The sequence below is a fragment of the Agrobacterium sp. 22-3639C2 genome (assembly GCF_053522105.1).
Genome location: NZ_JBNWDB010000002.1, coordinates 1101692 through 1120712, shown reverse-complemented (window position 1 = coordinate 1120712; position 19021 = coordinate 1101692). Strand labels below are relative to the sequence as shown.

15 protein-coding genes are annotated in these 19021 nt (G+C 59.8%); 11 read left to right on the top strand and 4 right to left on the bottom strand.

Annotated elements, in window-relative coordinates:
* Nucleotides 1-6 precede the first annotated feature (6 nt).
* The 4 genes from ACQZ6D_RS12795 to ACQZ6D_RS12780 form a co-directional block, all read right to left on the bottom strand.
* Nucleotides 7-1605: a 5-oxoprolinase subunit B/C family protein gene (locus ACQZ6D_RS12795; protein WP_448729970.1), complete on the bottom strand. Its 1599-nt coding sequence runs from the start codon at nt 1603-1605 to the stop codon at nt 7-9.
* Nucleotides 1606-1612: 7 nt separating this feature from the next.
* Nucleotides 1613-2422, bottom strand: a complete 810-nt coding sequence (locus tag ACQZ6D_RS12790; protein WP_003511619.1) for a putative hydro-lyase — start codon at nt 2420-2422, stop codon at nt 1613-1615.
* An 11-nt stretch (nt 2423-2433) separates the two neighbouring features.
* A complete protein-coding gene (locus tag ACQZ6D_RS12785) occupies nt 2434-3201 on the bottom strand; it encodes a LamB/YcsF family protein (RefSeq protein WP_448729969.1) in 768 nt (255 codons plus the stop codon).
* Between the two features lie 122 nt (nt 3202-3323).
* Nucleotides 3324-4565: an NRAMP family divalent metal transporter gene (locus tag ACQZ6D_RS12780; protein WP_003511614.1), complete on the bottom strand. Its 1242-nt coding sequence runs from the start codon at nt 4563-4565 to the stop codon at nt 3324-3326.
* Nucleotides 4566-4828: 263 nt separating this feature from the next.
* On the opposite strand from ACQZ6D_RS12780, the gene ACQZ6D_RS12775 reads away from it, so the two are divergent.
* From ACQZ6D_RS12775 to ACQZ6D_RS12725, 11 genes are all read left to right on the top strand, one after another.
* Nucleotides 4829-5482, top strand: coding sequence for a GntR family transcriptional regulator (locus tag ACQZ6D_RS12775; protein ID WP_003511611.1), 654 nt, complete (start codon nt 4829-4831; stop codon nt 5480-5482).
* A gap of 102 nt (nt 5483-5584) precedes the next feature.
* Entirely contained in the window at nt 5585-6172 is a 588-nt protein-coding gene (locus tag ACQZ6D_RS12770; protein ID WP_003511609.1) for an ANTAR domain-containing response regulator, read from the top strand.
* A 36-nt stretch (nt 6173-6208) separates the two neighbouring features.
* Nucleotides 6209-7486: a CmpA/NrtA family ABC transporter substrate-binding protein gene (locus ACQZ6D_RS12765; RefSeq protein ID WP_448729968.1), complete on the top strand. Its 1278-nt coding sequence runs from the start codon at nt 6209-6211 to the stop codon at nt 7484-7486.
* Between the two features lie 376 nt (nt 7487-7862).
* Complete coding sequence (locus ACQZ6D_RS12760) at nt 7863-9155, top strand: CmpA/NrtA family ABC transporter substrate-binding protein (protein WP_448729967.1); 1293 nt, start codon at nt 7863-7865, stop codon at nt 9153-9155.
* Between the two features lie 112 nt (nt 9156-9267).
* The gene (gene ntrB / locus ACQZ6D_RS12755; protein ID WP_035199774.1) at nt 9268-10161 is read left to right on the top strand and encodes a nitrate ABC transporter permease; all 894 of its coding nucleotides are present in this window, start codon (nt 9268-9270) and stop codon (nt 10159-10161) included.
* Between the two features lie 13 nt (nt 10162-10174).
* Nucleotides 10175-10972: an ABC transporter ATP-binding protein gene (locus ACQZ6D_RS12750; protein WP_013761942.1), complete on the top strand. Its 798-nt coding sequence runs from the start codon at nt 10175-10177 to the stop codon at nt 10970-10972.
* A gap of 5 nt (nt 10973-10977) precedes the next feature.
* Nucleotides 10978-13425, top strand: coding sequence for a nitrite reductase large subunit NirB (nirB, locus tag ACQZ6D_RS12745; RefSeq protein WP_025595309.1), 2448 nt, complete (start codon nt 10978-10980; stop codon nt 13423-13425).
* Nucleotides 13426-13430: 5 nt separating this feature from the next.
* The gene (nirD, locus tag ACQZ6D_RS12740; protein WP_065704499.1) at nt 13431-13766 is read left to right on the top strand and encodes a nitrite reductase small subunit NirD; all 336 of its coding nucleotides are present in this window, start codon (nt 13431-13433) and stop codon (nt 13764-13766) included.
* A gap of 214 nt (nt 13767-13980) precedes the next feature.
* Nucleotides 13981-16629: a nitrate reductase gene (locus ACQZ6D_RS12735; protein ID WP_448729966.1), complete on the top strand. Its 2649-nt coding sequence runs from the start codon at nt 13981-13983 to the stop codon at nt 16627-16629.
* Nucleotides 16601-18079 carry a siroheme synthase CysG gene (cysG, locus tag ACQZ6D_RS12730; RefSeq protein ID WP_448729965.1) on the top strand — a complete coding sequence of 493 codons (1479 nt, stop codon included), beginning with the start codon at nt 16601-16603 and terminating at the stop codon, nt 18077-18079. Before ACQZ6D_RS12735 ends, cysG begins: the two co-directional genes overlap by 29 nt.
* A gap of 141 nt (nt 18080-18220) precedes the next feature.
* On the top strand, nt 18221-18994 hold the full coding sequence (locus tag ACQZ6D_RS12725; RefSeq protein WP_003511588.1) for a DeoR/GlpR family DNA-binding transcription regulator: 774 nt from the start codon (nt 18221-18223) through the stop codon (nt 18992-18994).
* Nucleotides 18995-19021: the final 27 nt, after the last annotated feature.

Sequence of the window (19021 nt, the reverse complement as noted above, 5' to 3'; positions counted from 1 at the left end):
TTCTCCCTACAGACTTTTAGCCGCCGCGATTTCGGCAAAAGGGCCGATCGGGCGGAACTTGATTTTGGCATTGACGGGGATTTGCCCCGCAAGATCGAGATGGTATTCCGCGACCGCGCCGATGACGGGATAGCCGCCGGTCAACGGGTGGTCGGCAAGGAAAAGAACGGGCTGGCCGCTATGGGGAATCTGGATTGCTCCGGTGGCCGTGCCTTCGCTCGGCAATTCGGCACTGTCCCTGCGCTCCATCGGCACTTCGCCGGCAAGGCGAATGCCGACGCGGTTCGATTGCGGCGTGACCTGCCAGAGCTGGCCGGTCAGCGTATCGAGGCCCTTTTGCGTGAACCAGTCGGTACGCGGTCCGAGAACCACGTCGAGCGTCACAATATCGCCGGTTGCCGGCGGATCGAAGGCCGGAGCCTCGTCGACAGACACGCTGGAAAGTCCTGCCTTTTCGCCCTTCAGCGGCAGAGTAGTGCCCGCAGTCACGCTTTCTGGACCGACTACGGCGAGCGTATCCGTCGCATAGCTGCCCAGCACGGGCTCGACATCGAACCCGCCACGCACAGCAAGATAACAGCGCATGCCCTTCGGCGGCTGACCCAGGGTTACGATATCGCCGGGTTCGAGAGACACGGGAACATGGGTTTGTGCGGTGAAACTGCGATCTGCGGTCTTGACGGTGATGGGGCAGGGCGCGCCCGCAATGCCGATGACAGCGCGGCTCGTGCTTTTGAAGGAAAAGCCGCCGAGCGTCAGCTCGAGACACGGCGAGTTAACGGGATTGCCGACGATACGGTTGGCGGCGTTAAACGCGCCACGATCCAGTGCGCCGGAGGCGGAGACGCCCTGCCCGGTTTGCCCGAAGCGGCCAAGATCCTGAAAAATGGCGGGCATGGGGGCCGCGAGCACCTCGAAATGCGGGCCTTCTCTCGTCATCTCAGGCCGGGCGGTGCGCGGCAATGAGGTGGGAACATCAACCGTTCTTCCGGCCTTGTCCATATCGAAGAAACGTACGCGATAACCCGGCTGGAAAAGCGCGCCGGGATCACGGTCTATATCCCACATCTTCACCGGTGTGGTGCCGATGATCTGCCAGCCGCCGGGGCTGTTTTGCGGATAGACGCCGCTGAAGGCGCCAGCCAGCGCCACCGAACCCGCCGGAATGCGGGTACGCGGGCTTTGCCGGCGCGGCACGTGAAGAGCCGTATCGCCGCCAACCAGATAACCGAAGCCGGGCGCGAAACCGCAGAAGGCCACGGTAAATTCGCTTTCGGTATGGCGGCGGATGACTTCTTCGATGCTCATGCCGGTCAGTTCGGCAACGTCGGCCAGATCTTCGCCGTTATAATGGACGGGGATTTCCACCAGATTGTCCGAGGGCGCGATTTTTGCGGAGAGATCGCGGCTGGAAAGCCGTGCAACCAGCGCCTCTGCGCCAATCTTTTCGGGGCGGAAACGGATCATCAGGGTGCGGGCAGCCGGAACCGTTTCGTCGATGCCCTCGATCGGATCGTTCTGAAGCGAGGCGAACAGCGCCAGCGTTTCATCGAGATCGGCAAGTTCGACGAGAATGGTGGTGAGGCTGACGGGGAGAAAACGCATCATATCCTCACGCGTGATAGGCAGAATCGGGAATGTCGGTGATGAACATGTGCCCGGGCGCATGGGTAATCGCGAACGGCACGCCGGACGCCATGACTGCAGCCTGAGGCGTCACGCCGCAGGCCCAGAAAACTGGAACCTCGCCGGGTTCGATCCGCACCGCATCACCGAAATCCGGTTTCGCGAGATCCGATATGCCGATTTCTTCCGGCGCGCCGACATGCACGGGCGCACCGTGAACCGCCGGAAAACGTCCTGAAATTGTCGCGGCATCGGCCACGCGCGAAGCCGGGATCGGTCGCATGGAAACGACCATGTTGCCCTTAAATCGGCCGGCCGGCCGGCAGGGGCGGTTGGTCAGATACATCGGAACGTTGCTTTTGTCGGTCATGTGACGGATTTCGATACCCGCTTCGACCATCGGCGTTTCAAAGGTAAAACTGCAACCGATCAGGAAAGCGACGAGATCGTCACGCTCTGCCCAGGCGGCGGTCGCATCCGCCGTTTCCTCGGCAAGTTTGCCGTCACGCCAGATACGGTAAAGCGGCAGGTCGGTCCTGAGATCGGCACCGGGGGCAAGAAGCGTGGTTGGTGAGCCGGGATCTGAAACATCGAGCACAGGGCAGGGCTTGGGATTACGCTGCGCATAGAGGAGGAAATCGAAGGCCCAGTCGCGCGGCAGCACGATCATGTTGGCCTGCGTGAAACCTGGAGCGATGCCGGAGGTCGGTGCAACGAGGCCGCCACGATAATCGGCGCGGGCCGTCCGGGCGGCATCCGCATTGGTGTGGCTCAGAAAGGATAAGGGTATCGTCATTGGTCGCCCTTTTAGAGAATGGATGCAAAAGAGCGGATTTCGATGCCCTCGGCTTCGAAACGGCGGCGGATTTCCTGGGCGATCGCCACCGCGCCGGGGCTGTCGCCATGCACGCAGATGGATTGTGCTTCGATCTTGATGCTGCTGCCGTCGATGGCTTCGAGTGTTCCTTCGCGGGCAAGCTGCACCATCCGGTCGGCGATTTTGGCAGCGTCGTGCAGTACGGCGCCCGCCTCGCGGCGCGAGACGAGTTGGCCTTCTGGCGTATAGGCGCGGTCAGCGAAGGCTTCCGCGACGACGGCAAGGCCTGCCTTGCGGGCGAGATCGAGGATGGGCGAATTGGCAAGGCCCATCAGCACCAGCGAGGCATCGACGGCCTTTATACCGTCGATGACCGCTTGTCCCTGTTTCGCGTCATTGGCGATGCGGTTGTAAAGCGCGCCATGCGGCTTCACGTAACGCACCGTGGTTCCGGCAGCGGCGGCAACACCCTTCAGTGCGCCTATCTGGTAGATGACATCGGCTATCAGCTCTTCGGAGGTCACATCCAGATCGCGGCGGCCAAAGCCGACGCGGTCCGGGTAGGAAACATGGGCCCCGACGACCACGCCTTTTTCGGCAGCGGCCTTGACGGTGCGGTAAATCCCGGCCGGGTCACCTGCGTGAAATCCGCAGGCGATGTTAGCGCTGGAAACGATGGCAAGCATCGCCTCGTCGTCTCCCATGCGCCACGCGCCGTAACTTTCGCCAAGATCGCTGTTGAGATCGATAGCGGCCATGTTTGCCTCCCTTTAGAGCATTTCCAGCAAAAGTGCGTAGCGGTTTTGCGTCGGGAAAATGCGTAATAACAAATATATAGAGCGTTTCCGCTTTTCTCCGAAATGCGGAAACGCTCTAGTTTTTACAGGCCGAGCAGGCCGAAAATGGTGCCGGCGGACTTGTAGCCCATGTACCACGTCAATGCGCATGTCAGAACGCCAAGCCCGAGCAGAATGCGCGAGTAGCGATGGCCGCCCATCAGGTCTTCACGCTTCCATGCGGCAAACAGGAAGATGCTAAGGCCGATGGGCAGGATAAGACCGTTCAGGCCGCCGACGAAGACCAGCATGGCGGCGGGCGGCGTCGTGATGAGCAGGTAGCAGACGAGCGAGACAGCGATGAAGATGACCGTCGCCATGTTGCGGGCGCGTTCGGTCATGTCCTGCTTGAACACGGGCAGGAACGAGACGGAGGTATACGCCGCGCCGATGACGCTTGTGATGGCCGCAGCCCAGAAGATGATGCCGAATAGGCGGAAGCCGAGATCGCCCGCGGCCGACCGGAAAGCCTGTGCGGCGGGATTGGCGGCCTGGCCCGATGTATCGATGACGACGCCGCTGGCGACAACGCCGAGAATGGCGAGGAACAGCACGTAACGCATGATGCCGGTGACAGCGATGCCGGTCAGAGCGGCGCGGTTGACGGCGGGCAGGTTTTCAATGCCGACCATTCCCCGGTCCAGCAGGCGGTGCGCGCCGGAATAGGTGATGTAGCCGCCAACGGTGCCGCCGACGATGGTGGTGATGGTCGCGAAATTGATTGTGTCCGGCAGGAAGGTCTGGCGGAAGGCATCACCGACCGGAGGCGCGGATACGAATGCAACGTAGAGCGTCAGCACGATCATCAGGATACCGGCGAAAATGATGAACCGGTCGACGGCGAGGCCAGCCCGTTTGGAAACGAAGATGGCGATGGAAAAGATTGCGCTGATGGCGCCGCCGATTTTCGGATCGAGCCCGAAGATGGCGTTCAGGCCGAGGCCGGTGCCGCCAATATTGCCGATATTAAAGAAAAGGCCGCCGATGATGACGAGAATGGCGAGAAGATAGCCGGAGCCCGGAATGGCAGCATTGGCGATGTCGGACGCACGCATGCGCGTCAGCGTTACGATGCGCCAGATGTTGAGCTGAACGACGAAGTCTATGAGGATGGAAGCAAGAATGCCGAAGGCGAATGCGGCACCAAGCTGCATGGTGAATGTCGCCGTCTGCGTGATGAAGCCGGGACCGATGGCAGATGTTGCCATCAGGAAGATTGCTCCCAAAAGAGATGCACGTTTTGACATTTTGAGATCGGCAGTCGGGGTGAGCTTTTTCTGCTCCATGGATTTTCTCCGCTCCTGTCGCAATCCGCCCCTCGCGGATGCTTTATGACGCCGATCTTGTCTTGTTCCGTGAGATTGTCAATATTGTTCAACAATAAATGATAATCGTTCTTTTATTTTGTCTATTTGTTGGACGTTATGAGTATGAATTCATCACGTTTTTTTGGCGCTTTGCTGAAGCTTTGTGCTATGGGCAATCATGCCGTGTCCGAACATGCCTGTCACGGAATTCCCAACGTTGCATTGCTCTTAAGGAAAGCGCCATGACGGAAACGATAGAGGGTCTGCCGCTTGCGGATCGATTGGCAAAGGGTATTCGCACCCTGCTGATCTCCGGTGAACTGATGCCGGGCCAGCGTCTTTCGGAAGCAGCCTTCAGCGAACGTTTCGAGGTCTCCCGCAATTCGCTGCGTGAAGCCTTTCGTCTCCTGACCAAGGATGGTCTGCTGCGTCACGAGGCCAATCGCGGCGTTTTTGTCGCCGTTCCCACCCTGGCTTCGGTGATTGATATTTACAGGGTGCGGCGCATGGTGGAATGCGGGGCGCTGCGTCAGGCCTGGCACAAGCACCCGGCCATCCGGACAATGCGCACGGCGGTCGATGATGCCAGGATAAAGCGCGACCAGGCAGACTGGTTAGGCGTGGGCAGCGCCAACATGAAGTTTCACGCCGCCGTAGTCGACCTTCTCGACAGCGCTCGTCTCAGCGATTTTTACGAGCGCATTGCCGCTGAGCTCAGGCTTTGTTTCGGCCTGCTGAAAGACCCGGAACAGCTCCATTCCCCCTTTGTGGACATGAACAGCAAGATTCTGTCGCTGATGGAAGAGGGCAAGGCGGCTGAGGCCGGTGACGAGATGGAAATCTATCTCAATCTTTCCGAGCGGACGGTTTTGAAGGCGCTCGAACGGGCGTCCTGAGAAATCAGGCGGAGCGGGATGAAAACGTCCCTTTCACGTCCGCTCCATTTTTATATCGGCGCCTGATTGCCAAGTTTGTTGCGGTGCGTCATCAATGCCGACATGACGCTTCGCGACCTCACCATTCTCGTTATAGACGAAAACGCGATCCGCGCCTCGATCATCGAGGAGGGGCTGCGCGAAGCCGGGTATAATCGCGTGACGCTCATCCATGAGGTGCACGGCGTGGCGCGGACCATCGAGACGCTGCAGCCCGATGTCATCTTCATCGACCTTGAAAATCCCAACCGCGACATGATGGAGCATCTTTTTCAGTTGACACGCACGGTCGGCCGGCCGATCGCCATGTTTGTCGACCGCTCCGATACCGCGTCCATCGAGGCGGCCGTTGAGGCCGGTGTTTCCGCCTATGTCGTTGACGGGCTGAAGAAAGAACGCGTCAAACCCATCCTCGATATGGCGGTCAGCCGCTTCAACGCTTTCAGCCGTCTGCGACAGGAACTTGCCGAAGCAAAATCGGCGCTTGAGGAGCGCAAGGTCATCGAGCGCGCCAAAGGCATTTTGATGAAAATGCGTGGCCTGTCCGAAGAGGAGGCTTTTGCGCTTCTGCGGCAAACGGCGATGAACGAGAAAAAGAAAATATCCGAGATCGCGCAAAGCGTGGTCACCGCGGCCGGTCTGTTGATGTAACGAACCCGCCGGCAGGACAGTCGAGGAGTGTATGATATGGCGGCACAGGAAAAATCGGCCGGTTCAAAAGCGGGCGCGCCGGCAATTGTTGGCAGCGACCGGCAAAAAATCCTGCGGGCAGGTTTTATTCCTCTTGTCGATGCGTCCGTCCTCATTGCTGCGGCGGAATTCGGCTTTGCCGAGCGCGAAGGCCTGACGCTCGATCTCGTCAAGGATGTTTCCTGGGCGAATGTGCGCGACCGGCTGGCATTCCGGCAATTCGACGTTGCCCATATGCTGTCGCCGATGCCGGTTGCCTCCATGCTCGGACTCGGCTCCAACCCTTCGCCGACGATCACGCCGTTTTCACTTGGGCGCGGCGGCAATGCTATAACGCTTTCGACGCGGCTTTTTGCCCGGATGAAGGCGTTGACGGGGCTTTCCGAAACGGCGGGGGCGCTGGAAAATGCGAAGGCCTTAAAGGAGGTGCTGGATGACATGCGAGCGCGGGGCGAAGCTACACCGACGCTCGGCATGACCTACCCGTTTTCCTCGCACAATTACGAATTTCGCTATTGGCTCGCCGCTGGTGGCATTCATCCCGATCACGACGTCAAACTGGTGGTCGTACCACCGCCATTGACGTCGGACGCATTGGCGGCGGGCGCCATAGATGGTTTCTGTGTCGGTGCACCGTGGAACATCGTTGCCGCCGAGCGCGGTGTGGGCAGGATCGTCGCTGCCAAGCAGGATTTGTGGCCGTCTGCGCCGGAAAAAGTGATCGGGATGCGGCCTGAATGGGCCGAAAGCCAGCAGGAAACGGTCAGCCGGCTGCTGACGGCGCTCGATGCCGCCGCACGTTGGTGCGACCTTGCGGAAAATCACGATGATCTGAGCAGGACACTTGCCGATCCGCGTTATATCGGTGCGCCGCAAAGCATCATCCGCCATGTGCTTGCCGGTGAATTCAACATCGACAGCCAGGGCAACCGCCGGGTCATCGACAAATATTTCCTCTTCCACGGCGGCCATGCCAATTATCCGCGCCAGAGCCAGGCACTGTGGATTTACAGCCAGATGATCCGCTGGGGGCAGACGGAGTTTTCGCAAGGTGGTGTGGAGGCCACCCTGTCCGCTTACCGTCCAGATATTTATCGGGCGGCACTGGGCGATGCCAATGCGCCCGATGATGCCGATATTCGAGTCGAAGGGCAGGAGGCGGGTGACCGGTTCGTGGACGGTTTTGTTTTCGATCCCGCAGACATTGCTGGCTATGTGAATGGCTTTTCCGTGCGCAGTTCTGCCTCGTTTTCCATCTCCCAAGGCGAGGCCTGACAGCCGTCGGCCGGGCAAGCTGCGCAAATTTCAAGCGAGGAATTTATCCATTTGCGCAAACCATAGACAAAATTTCTACTGATTAAAATTTAATCGTCCGATTCAATCTCGGAAATTCCGTTTTTTTCCAAGGCGATAGCTTCCACAAGTAAAACTGGCACGCCTCTTGCTTCGTCGTCTTTGCACTGGTCAACGGCGATCGGGGCGAGCAGGGCGCGGCATAAGCGCTTTCACAGACATAGACGTCGCAAGGTTTTGCTGCCCGGAACACCTCCCGTTCCGAAGGCGCAAACACCGAGCGGCGTTTTTTTATTTTCAGGTTTTTTCGCAAGCGAACGCGCCACCCATGCGGTGGTCCAATAAGGGGAAGATGCGAATGAAAAAGATATTCTCGGGCGATGTCAGCCGCCGCACCATACTGAAGACGACAGCCGCCGCAGCCCTTGTTACCGCCGTGCGCACCGCTTTTCCGTCAGGCGCTTTCGCAGCCACGGCTGAGCCGGAAGTGAAGGGCGCGAAAATCGGCTTCATCGCGCTGACCGACGCCGCCCCGCTTATCATCGCGGCGGAAAAGGGACTGTTCGCCAAGCATGGCATGCCGGATGTCGAGGTTCTCAAACAGGCATCCTGGGGTGCGACACGTGACAATCTCGTGCTCGGCGGCGCATCGAACGGCATTGATGGCGCGCATATCCTGACCCCGATGCCCTATCTCATGCATACCGGCAAGGTGACGCAGAACAACGTGCCTGTGCCGATGGCGCTTATCGCCCGCCTCAATCTCGACAGCCAGGGTATTTCCGTCGCCAAAGAATATGCTGAAACCGGCGTTCAGCTCGACGCGTCCAAGCTGAAGGAAGCTTTCGAGAAGAAGAAGGCAGAAGGCAAGGAAATCAAGGCTGCCATGACATTTCCCGGCGGCACGCATGATCTGTGGATCCGCTATTGGCTGGCCGCCGGCGGCATCGACCCGGACAAGGACGTCTCCACCATCGTCGTTCCGCCGCCGCAGATGGTCGCCAACATGAAGGTCGGCAATATGGACGTCTTCTGTGTGGGCGAACCCTGGAACGAGCAACTCGTCAATCAGGGCATCGGCTTCACTGCCTGTACCACCGGGGAACTCTGGAAAGGGCATCCCGAGAAGGCGCTCGGCATGCGCGCCGACTGGGTGGAAAAGAACCCCAACGCCACCAAGGCATTGCTGATGGCCGTGATGGAGGCCCAGCAATGGTGCGATGAGATGGCGAACAAGGAGGAGATGTCCACGATCCTCGGCAAGCGCCAATGGTTCAACGTGCCACCGAAGGACGTTCTTGGCCGCCTCAAGGGCAATATCAATTACGGCAACGGCCGCGTGCTGGAAAATACCGGTCTGCAGATGAAGTTCTGGCAGGATCACGCGTCCTATCCCTTCCGCAGCCACGACAGCTGGTTCATCACGGAAAACATCCGCTGGGGTAAATTTGCACCCGATACGGACGTGAAGGCGCTGGTTGCCAAGGTCAACCGCGAGGACATCTGGCGCGACGCTGCAAAGGATCTCGGTGTTGCCGATATTCCCGCCTCCACGTCGCGCGGCAAGGAAACCTTCTTCGACGGCAAGGTCTTCGACCCCGAAAACCCGTCGGCCTATCTCGAAAGTCTTTCCATCAAGGCAGCCTCCTGAGGAGGAGACACGGGTGTCGCCCCTCCTCCGCCGGGTTGCCATTTAAAGTTGGACACCAAAGGCCGGATGAGGGGCGAGACCCTGACCGCAACCGAAATCCAAAGGAAACGCCATGTCCGCATTGGCTCGAAATTTCAAGGAACAGCCGCAGCAACCGGTGGTACAAAAGGCAAACGTCGTGACCCTTCCGCCCAAACATCCCTCGCGGTTCAATCTGCGTAAACTGGGTGCTGCGGCGGCCCGCAATATCATACCGCCATTTGTCGTCCTCGCCGTTCTGCTGGGCGTCTGGCAGGTGCTCTGTTCCGCCCCCGGCTCGTCCCTGCCGCCGCCAAGCCAGGTATTCGAGGAAAGCTACGATCTCATCGTATCGCCGTTCTTCCATAATGGTTCGCAGGATATCGGCCTCGGCTTGCGCGTGCTGGTCTCGCTGGAGCGCGTGGCATACGGTTTCGGCCTTGCGGCCATCGCCGGCATCATTCTCGGTGCGGTCATCGGCCAGTCGGTCTGGGCCATGCGCGGCCTCGACCCGATTTTTCAGGTCCTGCGCACCGTGCCGCCGCTCGCCTGGCTGCCGCTTTCACTTGCCGCCTTTCAGGACAGCAATCCGTCGGCCATTTTCGTGATCTTCATCACCTCCATCTGGCCCGTCATCATCAATACGGCGGTCGGCGTGCGCAACATTCCGCAGGACTATCGCAACGTTGCGAAGGTGCTGCGGCTCAACCAGATCGAATTCTTCTTCAAGATCATGCTGCCGTCGGCCGCGCCTTACATCTTCACCGGTCTGCGCATAGGCATCGGCCTCTCCTGGCTCGCCATCGTGGCGGCGGAAATGCTGACCGGCGGGGTCGGTATCGGCTTCTTCATCTGGGATGCGTGGAACTCCTCGCGCCTGCCCGACATCATCGTGGCACTCGCTTACATCGGCGTTGTCGGCTTCATGCTCGACAAGCTGGTAGCGGCGCTCGGCAAGGTCATCACCCGCGGCGCTGCGGCCAACTAAAAGGGCGACCATCATGAACGCTTATCTGAAACTCGATCATATCGACAAATATTTCGACAAGGGCGGTTCGCGCGCCGAGGTGCTGAAAGGCATCAACCTGACCATCGGCAAGGGCGAATTCGTCTCGGTCATCGGGCATTCCGGCTGCGGCAAGTCCACCATGCTCAACCTCATCGCCGGGCTGACCAAAGTCTCAGCAGGCGTCGTGCTTCTGGAAAACCGCGAGGTCAACGAACCTGGCCCGGAACGCGCCGTCGTCTTCCAGAACCACAGCCTGCTCCCCTGGCTTTCGGTTTATGAAAACGTCAACCTCGCCGTCGCGAAGGTCTTCAGCAATACCAAGACCAAAGCGGAACGCCATGACTGGGTCATGCGCAATCTGGATCTCGTGCAGATGGCCCATGCCAAGGACAAGAAACCGTCTGAAATTTCCGGTGGCATGAAACAGCGCGTCGGCATTGCCCGGGCGCTCGCCATGGAGCCGAAAATCCTGCTGCTGGACGAGCCTTTCGGCGCACTGGATGCGCTGACGCGCGCCCACCTTCAGGACGCCGTGATGGAAATCCACGCCCGGCTCGGCAACACCATGGTCATGATCACCCACGATGTGGATGAGGCGGTGCTGCTTTCCGACCGTATCGTGATGATGACCAATGGTCCCGCCGCCCATATCGGCGAAGTGCTTGACGTGCCGCTGCCGCGCCCGCGCAACCGCATCGAGCTTGCATCCGACAAGACCTACCTCAAATGCCGCGAGGCCGTGCTGAAGTTCCTTTACGAACGTCACCGCTTCGTCGAAGCTGCGGAGTAACCACCATGGCGCAAAAACTCGTCATCATCGGCAATGGCATGGCGCCGGGGCGCATGCTGGAAAACCTTTTCGAAACCGCCCCCGGCCTCTACGACGTCACCATTTTCAACGCCGAGCCGCGCGTCAATTACGACCGCATCATGCTCTCGCCAGTACTCTCAGGCGAAAAGAGCTATGAAGATATCGTCATCCACAATGACGAATGGTACGCGGCCAACAATGTGACGCTGCACAAGGGCGCCAAGGTCACCGGCATCGACCGCGACAACAAGACCGTAACCAGCGAAAACGGCATCACCGTTTCCTACGACAGGCTGGTGATCGCCACCGGTTCCCTGCCCTTCATCATTCCCGTCCCTGGCCATCAATTGCCGGGCGTTCTCGCCTATCGCGATCTCGACGATGTCACGAAGATGCTTGAGATCGCCGAGGGCAAGGGCCGCGCCATCGTCATCGGCGCCGGCCTTCTGGGTCTGGAAGCAGCTTACGGGCTGAAGCGCCAGGGAATGGACGTCACCGTCATCCATCTGATGCCGACGATCATGGAGCGGCAGCTCGATCCGGCAGCGGCCTATCTTCTGGAAAAGGCGCTGAACGAGCGCGGCATCGACATCATCACCAAGGCCAATACCAAATGCATTCTCGGCGCGGAGAAGGTCGAAGGCATCGAGCTGGAAGACGGCCGCGTCATTAAAGGCGACATGGTGGTGATGGCGGTCGGCATCCGTCCCGCCTCGGGTCTCGCCAAGGAAGCCGGCATCGCCGTCAATCGCGGCATCGTCGTGGATGATGGCATGATGACGTCGGATGCCTCGATATATGCGCTTGGCGAATGCGCCGAGCATCGCGGCATGTGCTACGGGCTGGTCGCGCCGCTTTATGAATCTGCGCGGGTGCTGGCGGACCGGCTTTGCGGCGGTTCAGCCGAGTATCATGGGTCTGTTACCAATACCAAACTGAAGGTCACCGGCATCAACCTGTTTTCCGCCGGCGATTTTGCCGAGGGCGACGACCGCGAGGAAATCGTGCTGCGCGATGCCACCGCCGGTGTCTACAAGCGCCTGATCCTCAAGGAAAATCGCATCATCGGCGCGGTTCTTTACGGCGAGACGGCGGATGGTTCGTGGTTCTTCGACCTGATGAAGAAATCGACCGACATTTCCGCCATGCGCGAAACCCTGATCTTCGGCCAGGCCTATCAGGGAGGGTCCCCGCTGGACCCTATGGCGGCCGTTGCAGCCTTGCCGGATGATGCGGAAATCTGCGGCTGCAACGGCGTCTGCAAGGGCAAGATCACCTCGGTCATCACCTCAAAGGGGCTGACCTCGCTGGATGATGTGCGCGCCCATACCAAGGCATCCGCCTCCTGCGGCAATTGCACCGGTCTTGTCGAACAGCTGATGACGCTGACGCTTGGCGACAGCTACAATCCCGCTGCCGTGCAGCCCATGTGCAAATGTACCGATCTCGGCCACGATGATGTGCGCCGTCTCATCAAGGCCAAGGGCCTGAAGACCATTCCCGCCGTGATGCAGGAACTGGAATGGAAGACCTCCTGCGGCTGCGCCAAGTGCAGACCTGCGCTCAACTACTATCTCGTCTGCGATTTTCCCGACGAATATGCCGACGACTACCAGTCGCGTTATATAAATGAGCGCGTCCATGCCAATATCCAGAAGGACGGCACCTATTCCGTCGTTCCGCGCATGTGGGGCGGTGTCACATCTTCCTCCGAACTGCGGGCAATTGCGGATGTGGTCGACAAGTTCGAAATCCCGATGGTGAAGGTGACAGGCGGGCAACGCATCGATCTTCTCGGCATCGAGAAGGAGGATTTGCCGGCGGTCTGGGCCGATCTCGGCAAGGCCGGTTTCATTTCCGGCCAGGCCTATGCCAAGGGGCTTCGCACCGTGAAGACCTGCGTTGGAGAACAATGGTGCCGCTTCGGCACGCAGGATTCCACCGGCCTCGGCATCCGCATCGAAAAATTCATGTGGGGCTCATGGACGCCCGCCAAGCTGAAGCTTGCGGTTTCCGGCTGTCCGCGAAACTGCGCTGAGGCGACATGCAAGGATATCGGCGTCATCTGCGTCGATTCCGGTTTCGAAATCCACTTCGCCGGTGCCGCTGGTCTCGATATCAAGGGTACGGAAGTGCTGGGCCTCGTCCATACCGAGGATGAGGCGCTGGAGCATATCGTGGCGTTGACCCAGATGTACCGCGAGCAGGCGCGCTACCTCGAGCGCATCTATAAATGGGCCAAGCGCATCGGTTACGACGAAGTCCGCCGCCAGATCATGGACGATGCCGACAAGCGCCGGGCCTATTTTGACCGCTTCGTCTTCAGCCAGAAATTCGCGCAGGTCGATCCCTGGTCGGAACGTGTGTCCGGCCACGACAAGCACGAATTCAGGCCGATGGCGGCAATCGGTTTCAACGAGGCAGCGGAGTGAGAACGATGGACAGCAACTGGATCGATATTGGCGACATTTCCGACATTCCGCTGCGCGGCGCGCGCTGCGTGAAAACGCCTATGGGCAAGATCGCCGTATTTCGCACGGCTGACAATCAGGTCTTCGCCATCGAGGATCATTGCCCGCACAAAGGCGGCCCGCTGTCTCAGGGCATCGTGCACGGGGCTTCGGTGACATGTCCTTTGCACAATTGGGTCATTTCGCTGGAGACCGGCAAGGCGTTGGGGGCGGATGAGGGTGAGGTGAGGACCATTCCTCTCCGCAATCTCGACGGGCGGCTTTCGATTGCGCTCGAAACTTTGATGATTGCGGCGGAGTGATATCAGATGTTGGCGACGATACTCCCCTCTGTCCTGCCGGACATCTCCCCCTCGAGGGGCAAGATCGACAAGTGGCACGCTTCTCGCTTCATCTCTCTTGTCGGAGACGAAAGCTGTAAAATAGAGCCGGTGCCACAATTGATCTACCCCTTTGAGGGGCAGATGTCCGGTAGCGCAGAGGGGGGTAAACGCCACTTGCTCACGGGGCAAACCCATGCCCGTTGAAACGAAAACCACCTGTCCCTATTGCGGTGTCGGCTGCGGTGTCATCGCCACCGTTGCCGATGACGGCACCGTTTCCGTCAAAGGCGATCCGGACCACCCCGCCAATTTCGGTCGACTTTGCTCCAAAGGTTCAGCTCTGGCCGAAACCATCGACCTCGACGGACGGCTGCTCCATCCCGAAATCCACGGAAAGCGGGTGGCATGGGACGAAGCGCTTCAACTCGTTGCTTCAAGATTTTCCGAGGCCATTTCCGAGCACGGCCCGGATTCGGTTGCCTTTTACGTTTCCGGCCAGTTGCTGACGGAGGATTATTACCTCGCCAACAAGCTGATGAAAGGTTTCATCGGATCGGCCAATATCGATACGAATTCACGGCTTTGCATGTCGTCTTCGGTCGCCGGCCATCGCCGCGCCTTCGGGGCCGATACGGTGCCTGGCACCTATGAGGATATGGAGCTTGCCGATCTGGTAATCCTCACCGGATCCAATCTCGCCTGGTGTCATCCCGTCCTCTATCAACGGCTTGCTGCCGCAAAGGCGGCGCGGCCGGACATGAAGGTGGTGGTCATCGATCCGCGCCGGACGATGAGCGCCGATATTGCCGATATGCACCTCGCCATCCGCCCGGATGGAGATGTGGCGCTGTTTACCGGTCTTCTGGCCCATCTTTCCGGCAGTTCCGCGTTCGATAACGCTTATGTTGGAAACCACACAGTAGGCCTCGATGCCGCGATGCAGGCAGCGACCGGGCACAGCCTGCCGGAGATTGCCGACAAGACCGGTCTGACAATCGCGGAACTGATTTCCTTTTACGAATTGTTCGAACGCACGCAAAAAACCGTCACCTGCTACAGTCAGGGCGTCAACCAGTCGCAAAGCGGCACCGACAAGGTCAACGCCATCATCAATTGCCATCTCGCCACAGGCCGCATCGGCCGGCCGGGCATGGGGCCGTTTTCGCTGACCGGCCAGCCCAACGCCATGGGCGGACGCGAGGTGGGCGGGCTTGCCAATATGCTGGCGGCCCATATGGCGATCGAGAACGCTGAAGACCGCGACCGCGTGCAGCGCTTCTGGGCCTCGCCGGCGATTGCGCAGAAGCCTGGCCTCAAGGCCGTGGATATGTTCGGGGCGGTTGCCGATGGCCGCATCAAGGCGCTGTGGATCATGGCCACCAACCCCGTCGTTTCCATGCCGGATGCCGGTGCCGTCGAGGCGGCGATCAAGGCCTGTCCCTTTGTCGTGGTGTCCGATGTCATCGCCAATACCGATACCGCCCGCCACGCCCATGTGCTGTTGCCATCGCTCGGCTGGGGTGAAAAAGACGGCACGGTCACCAATTCCGAACGACGTATTTCCCGCCAGCGCGGTTTTCTTGACGCGCCCGGCGAAGCAAAGGCCGACTGGTGGCAATTCGCCGAAGTTGGACGGCGCATGGGTTTTGACGCCGCCTTCGGCTACCGGCAACCTTCTGAGGTTTTCGCCGAGCATGCCGCTCTCTCCGGCTTCGAGAACGCCGGAAGCCGCGATTTCGATATCGGCGGGATCGACCGTGATTCCTACGATACGATGACACCGTTTCAATGGCCAAAAGCCGAACCCGGTGAAGCCGCCACGACCCGCTTTTTCGCGGATGGCCGCTTTTTCCATGCGGATGGCAAGGCCCGCTTCATCGCCACGGCACTGCCGGAGACCGGCAGGACATCGGCGGACTACCCGCTGACGCTGAATACTGGCCGTATCCGCGACCAATGGCACACCATGACCCGCACCGGCAAAAGCGCGCGGCTTACCGCCCATATCGCCGAACCCTTTGCCGAACTTCACCCGCGCGATGCACAGTTGCTGGGCATCGACAGCGCCGATCTGGTGGAGATTGAAAGCCCGCACGGCAAGGTCCTGCTGCGGGCTCTGGTCAGCGAGAGGCAGGCACGGGGAGCTGTGTTTGCGCCGATGCACTGGAACGACCAGTTCGCCTCGCAGGCCCGCATCGATATGCTCGTGCCAGCGGTCACGGACCCGCATTCCGGCCAGCCCGCTTCGAAGAATGTCGGCGTGAGTGCACGACGTTTTGTGGCGAAAGCCTATGGATTTGCGATCTCCCGCACCCGGCCTGATGCGCCGGGCTGCGCCTATTGGGCAGTTGCGAAGGCGGATGGCGGCTACCGCATGGAGCTTGCCTTCGAGGAACAGCCGCAGGACTGGACGCTCTGGGCGCGACAGGTTTTCGGCATCGATATCAGGGTTGAGCCTCTGGGTTACAGTGACCGGCAGACGGGCGATCTGCGGCTTGCTTTCTTCGACGGTGATACCCTGCTGGCAGCGCTCTTCGTCGCCAGAGAGCCGGTGGCCGTTGCCCGCAACTGGGCGATTTCACAGCTGAACGAACGCCATGAGGATTTGCGCATGCGTTTTGCGCTGGTCGCCGGGCGTCCCGGCGCCGGTCGCGCCGATCCGGGGGCGACGGTCTGCTCCTGCTTCAATGTCGGGGTCAACCAGATCACGGCTGCCGTCCGCGATGGCTACCACAGCGTCGAAGCCATAGGTGCTGCGTTGAATGCCGGAACCAATTGCGGCTCCTGCCGCGCCGAGATCAGGGGGATCATCGATGGATGCCTTAAAACTGCAGCGGAATGAACCGAACCGCATGGAGAAGCTCGCCAAGTTGCCGGTCTTCTGGGGGCTTGAGGGCAAGCGCGTGGTGCTGGCGGGCGGATCGGATGGGGCCGCATGGAAAGCGGAACTGCTGCTTGCCTGCGGGGCGGAACTTCACCTCTATTGCGAGGAAAGCGAGCTTTCGGATTGCTTTGCGGCGCTCGTTTCGACAAGCCAGATGCTGACATGGCATGACCGTTCCTGGGGTCCGGATAGTTTCAAAGGCGCGGAACTGGCGCTGGCGGATTGTGAGACCGACGAAGAGGCGGGAAGATTTTACAATGCCGCGCGCTCAGCCGGCGTGCCTGTCAATGTCATCGACAAGCCGGAATTCTGCCAGTTCCAGTTTGGCTCCATCGTCAATCGTTCGCCGGTGGTGGTGTCGATCTCCACCGATGGCGCCGCACCCATTCTGGCGCAGGCCATTCGCCGGCGCATCGAGACTTTGCTGCCGCACGCTCTCAAGGATTGGGGGGCGCTTGCCCAGACCATCCGAGAGCGGGTCAATATACGCCTCGCGCCCGGCCCGGCGCGGCGATCATTCTGGGAGAAATTTGTCGATCTAGCGTTTACCGAAAGGCTGGATGAGGGCAGCGAAGAAAGGCTGCTAACAGACATCGGCACGCAAGCCGGTCGGAGAGGATCGGGACGTGGCCTTGTGACGCTGGTCGGTGCCGGACCGGGCGATGCCGAGCTGCTGACGCTGAAAGCGGTACGCGCCCTCCAGGCGGCGGATGTCATTCTGTTCGACGATCTCGTTTCATCCGAGGTGCTGGAACTGGCGCGGCGGGAGGCGAAGCGTATGCTTGTTGGCAAACGCGGCGGCCGGGAAAGCTGCAAGCAGGAAGATATTAACGACATGATGATCCGCCTTGCCAAGGCCGGCAAAAGGGTAGTGCGGCTGAAATCCGGCGATCCGATGATTTTTGGACGCGCCGGCGAGGAGATCGCGGCGCTGGAGGCTGAAAACATCCCGGTCGAAATCGTACCCGGCATCACCGCGGCAAGCGCCATGGCTTCGCGGCTCGGCGTTTCCCTCACCCACCGCGATCACGCCCAGTCGGTCCGCTTCGTCACCGGGCACTCCAGACAGGGCAAGCTGCCCGAGAATATAGACTGGCAGTCCCTGTCGAACCCTTCCGTGACCACGGTTTTTTACATGGGCGGGCGAACCGCTGCCAGCATCGAGGAAGCCCTTCTGGCGCATGGCATGCCGGCCTCTACGCCCGTCGCCATCATGATTTCCGTCAGTCGCGAAAATGAGCAGCGCTGGTGCGGTTCGCTTGTGCAACTGGCTGCGGCGGTTGAGCGCCTGGGCGTGAACGAGCCTATATTGATCGGCATCGGTGATGCGTTTGGTGCTGCAATCTCTGCGTTTTCCGAGATCGGCCTGCCGGAGCCGGTCCCGATGTCAATTCAGAAAGCCGGCTAATAATCTTGATGGTCCGTGCGGATACGTTTTTCGCATACCTCCGCAAGTGGACCTGATCGGCGCCACAAAACCGTCCCTTGACATTGGTTTTTCGTTCGCTCTTCAATAAAACGAAAAAATTGAAAGAGGAGGGAGGGTGAAATGATGCTCACACCGCGTCAGGATGAAATCGTTGCGCTGGCGAAAGCAAGCGGGCGTGTGCTGGTGGACGAGCTGGCCACGCGGTTTTCGGTAACGCCACAGACGATCCGCAAGGACCTCAACGATCTCTGCGATACGCGGGTGCTGACGCGCATCCATGGCGGCGCACTTTTTCCGAGCGGCAACGAAAACGTCAAATACGAGGCACGCCGTGCGATCGCCTCCTCCGAAAAGCAGGCGATCGGCGCCGCTGCCGCTGCCCTAATCCCCAACAACTCCTCGCTTTTCATCAATATAGGTACGACGACCGAGGCGGTGGGCGAAGCGCTGGCGGATCATCACGAGCTGATGGTCATCACCAACAATATTAATGTTGCCAATAGGTTACGGGTTTTTCCGGGCATCGAGGTGGTGATCGCTGGCGGCGTCGTGCGCGGTTCCGATGGCGGCATCGTTGGTGAGGCCGCAGTGGATTTTATCCGCCAGTTCAAGGTCGATTTCGCCGTCATCGGCGTTTCTGCAATCGATGAAGACGGCGCTTTGCTGGATTTCGACTTTCGCGAGGTCAAGGTTGCCCAGGCGATCATGTCCAACGCTCGCCACGTCATTCTTGTATCGGATTCACTGAAATTCGAGCGGACGGCGCCGGTGCGCATCGGCCATCTTTCACAGGTGCACACCTTCATTACCGATCATTGTCCGGTCGATTCGATCCGATCCATCTGTGCCGATCATGACGTCAGGTTGATTGAAACCGAGGTTGGGGAGCCTTGATCCGAACCGCCCCGGAATTTCGTTTGA

Coding starts and splice junctions, on each gene's coding strand:
- ACQZ6D_RS12795 (WP_448729970.1), bottom strand. CDS start 1,605: ATGCGTTTTCTCCCCGTCAGCCTCACCACCATTCTCGTCGAACTTGCC.
- ACQZ6D_RS12790 (WP_003511619.1), bottom strand. CDS start 2,422: ATGACGATACCCTTATCCTTTCTGAGCCACACCAATGCGGATGCCGCC.
- ACQZ6D_RS12785 (WP_448729969.1), bottom strand. CDS start 3,201: ATGGCCGCTATCGATCTCAACAGCGATCTTGGCGAAAGTTACGGCGCG.
- ACQZ6D_RS12780 (WP_003511614.1), bottom strand. CDS start 4,565: ATGGAGCAGAAAAAGCTCACCCCGACTGCCGATCTCAAAATGTCAAAA.
- ACQZ6D_RS12775 (WP_003511611.1), top strand. CDS start 4,829: ATGACGGAAACGATAGAGGGTCTGCCGCTTGCGGATCGATTGGCAAAG.
- ACQZ6D_RS12770 (WP_003511609.1), top strand. CDS start 5,585: ATGACGCTTCGCGACCTCACCATTCTCGTTATAGACGAAAACGCGATC.
- ACQZ6D_RS12765 (WP_448729968.1), top strand. CDS start 6,209: ATGGCGGCACAGGAAAAATCGGCCGGTTCAAAAGCGGGCGCGCCGGCA.
- ACQZ6D_RS12760 (WP_448729967.1), top strand. CDS start 7,863: ATGAAAAAGATATTCTCGGGCGATGTCAGCCGCCGCACCATACTGAAG.
- ntrB (WP_035199774.1), top strand. CDS start 9,268: ATGTCCGCATTGGCTCGAAATTTCAAGGAACAGCCGCAGCAACCGGTG.
- ACQZ6D_RS12750 (WP_013761942.1), top strand. CDS start 10,175: ATGAACGCTTATCTGAAACTCGATCATATCGACAAATATTTCGACAAG.
- nirB (WP_025595309.1), top strand. CDS start 10,978: ATGGCGCAAAAACTCGTCATCATCGGCAATGGCATGGCGCCGGGGCGC.
- nirD (WP_065704499.1), top strand. CDS start 13,431: ATGGACAGCAACTGGATCGATATTGGCGACATTTCCGACATTCCGCTG.
- ACQZ6D_RS12735 (WP_448729966.1), top strand. CDS start 13,981: ATGCCCGTTGAAACGAAAACCACCTGTCCCTATTGCGGTGTCGGCTGC.
- cysG (WP_448729965.1), top strand. CDS start 16,601: ATGGATGCCTTAAAACTGCAGCGGAATGAACCGAACCGCATGGAGAAG.
- ACQZ6D_RS12725 (WP_003511588.1), top strand. CDS start 18,221: ATGATGCTCACACCGCGTCAGGATGAAATCGTTGCGCTGGCGAAAGCA.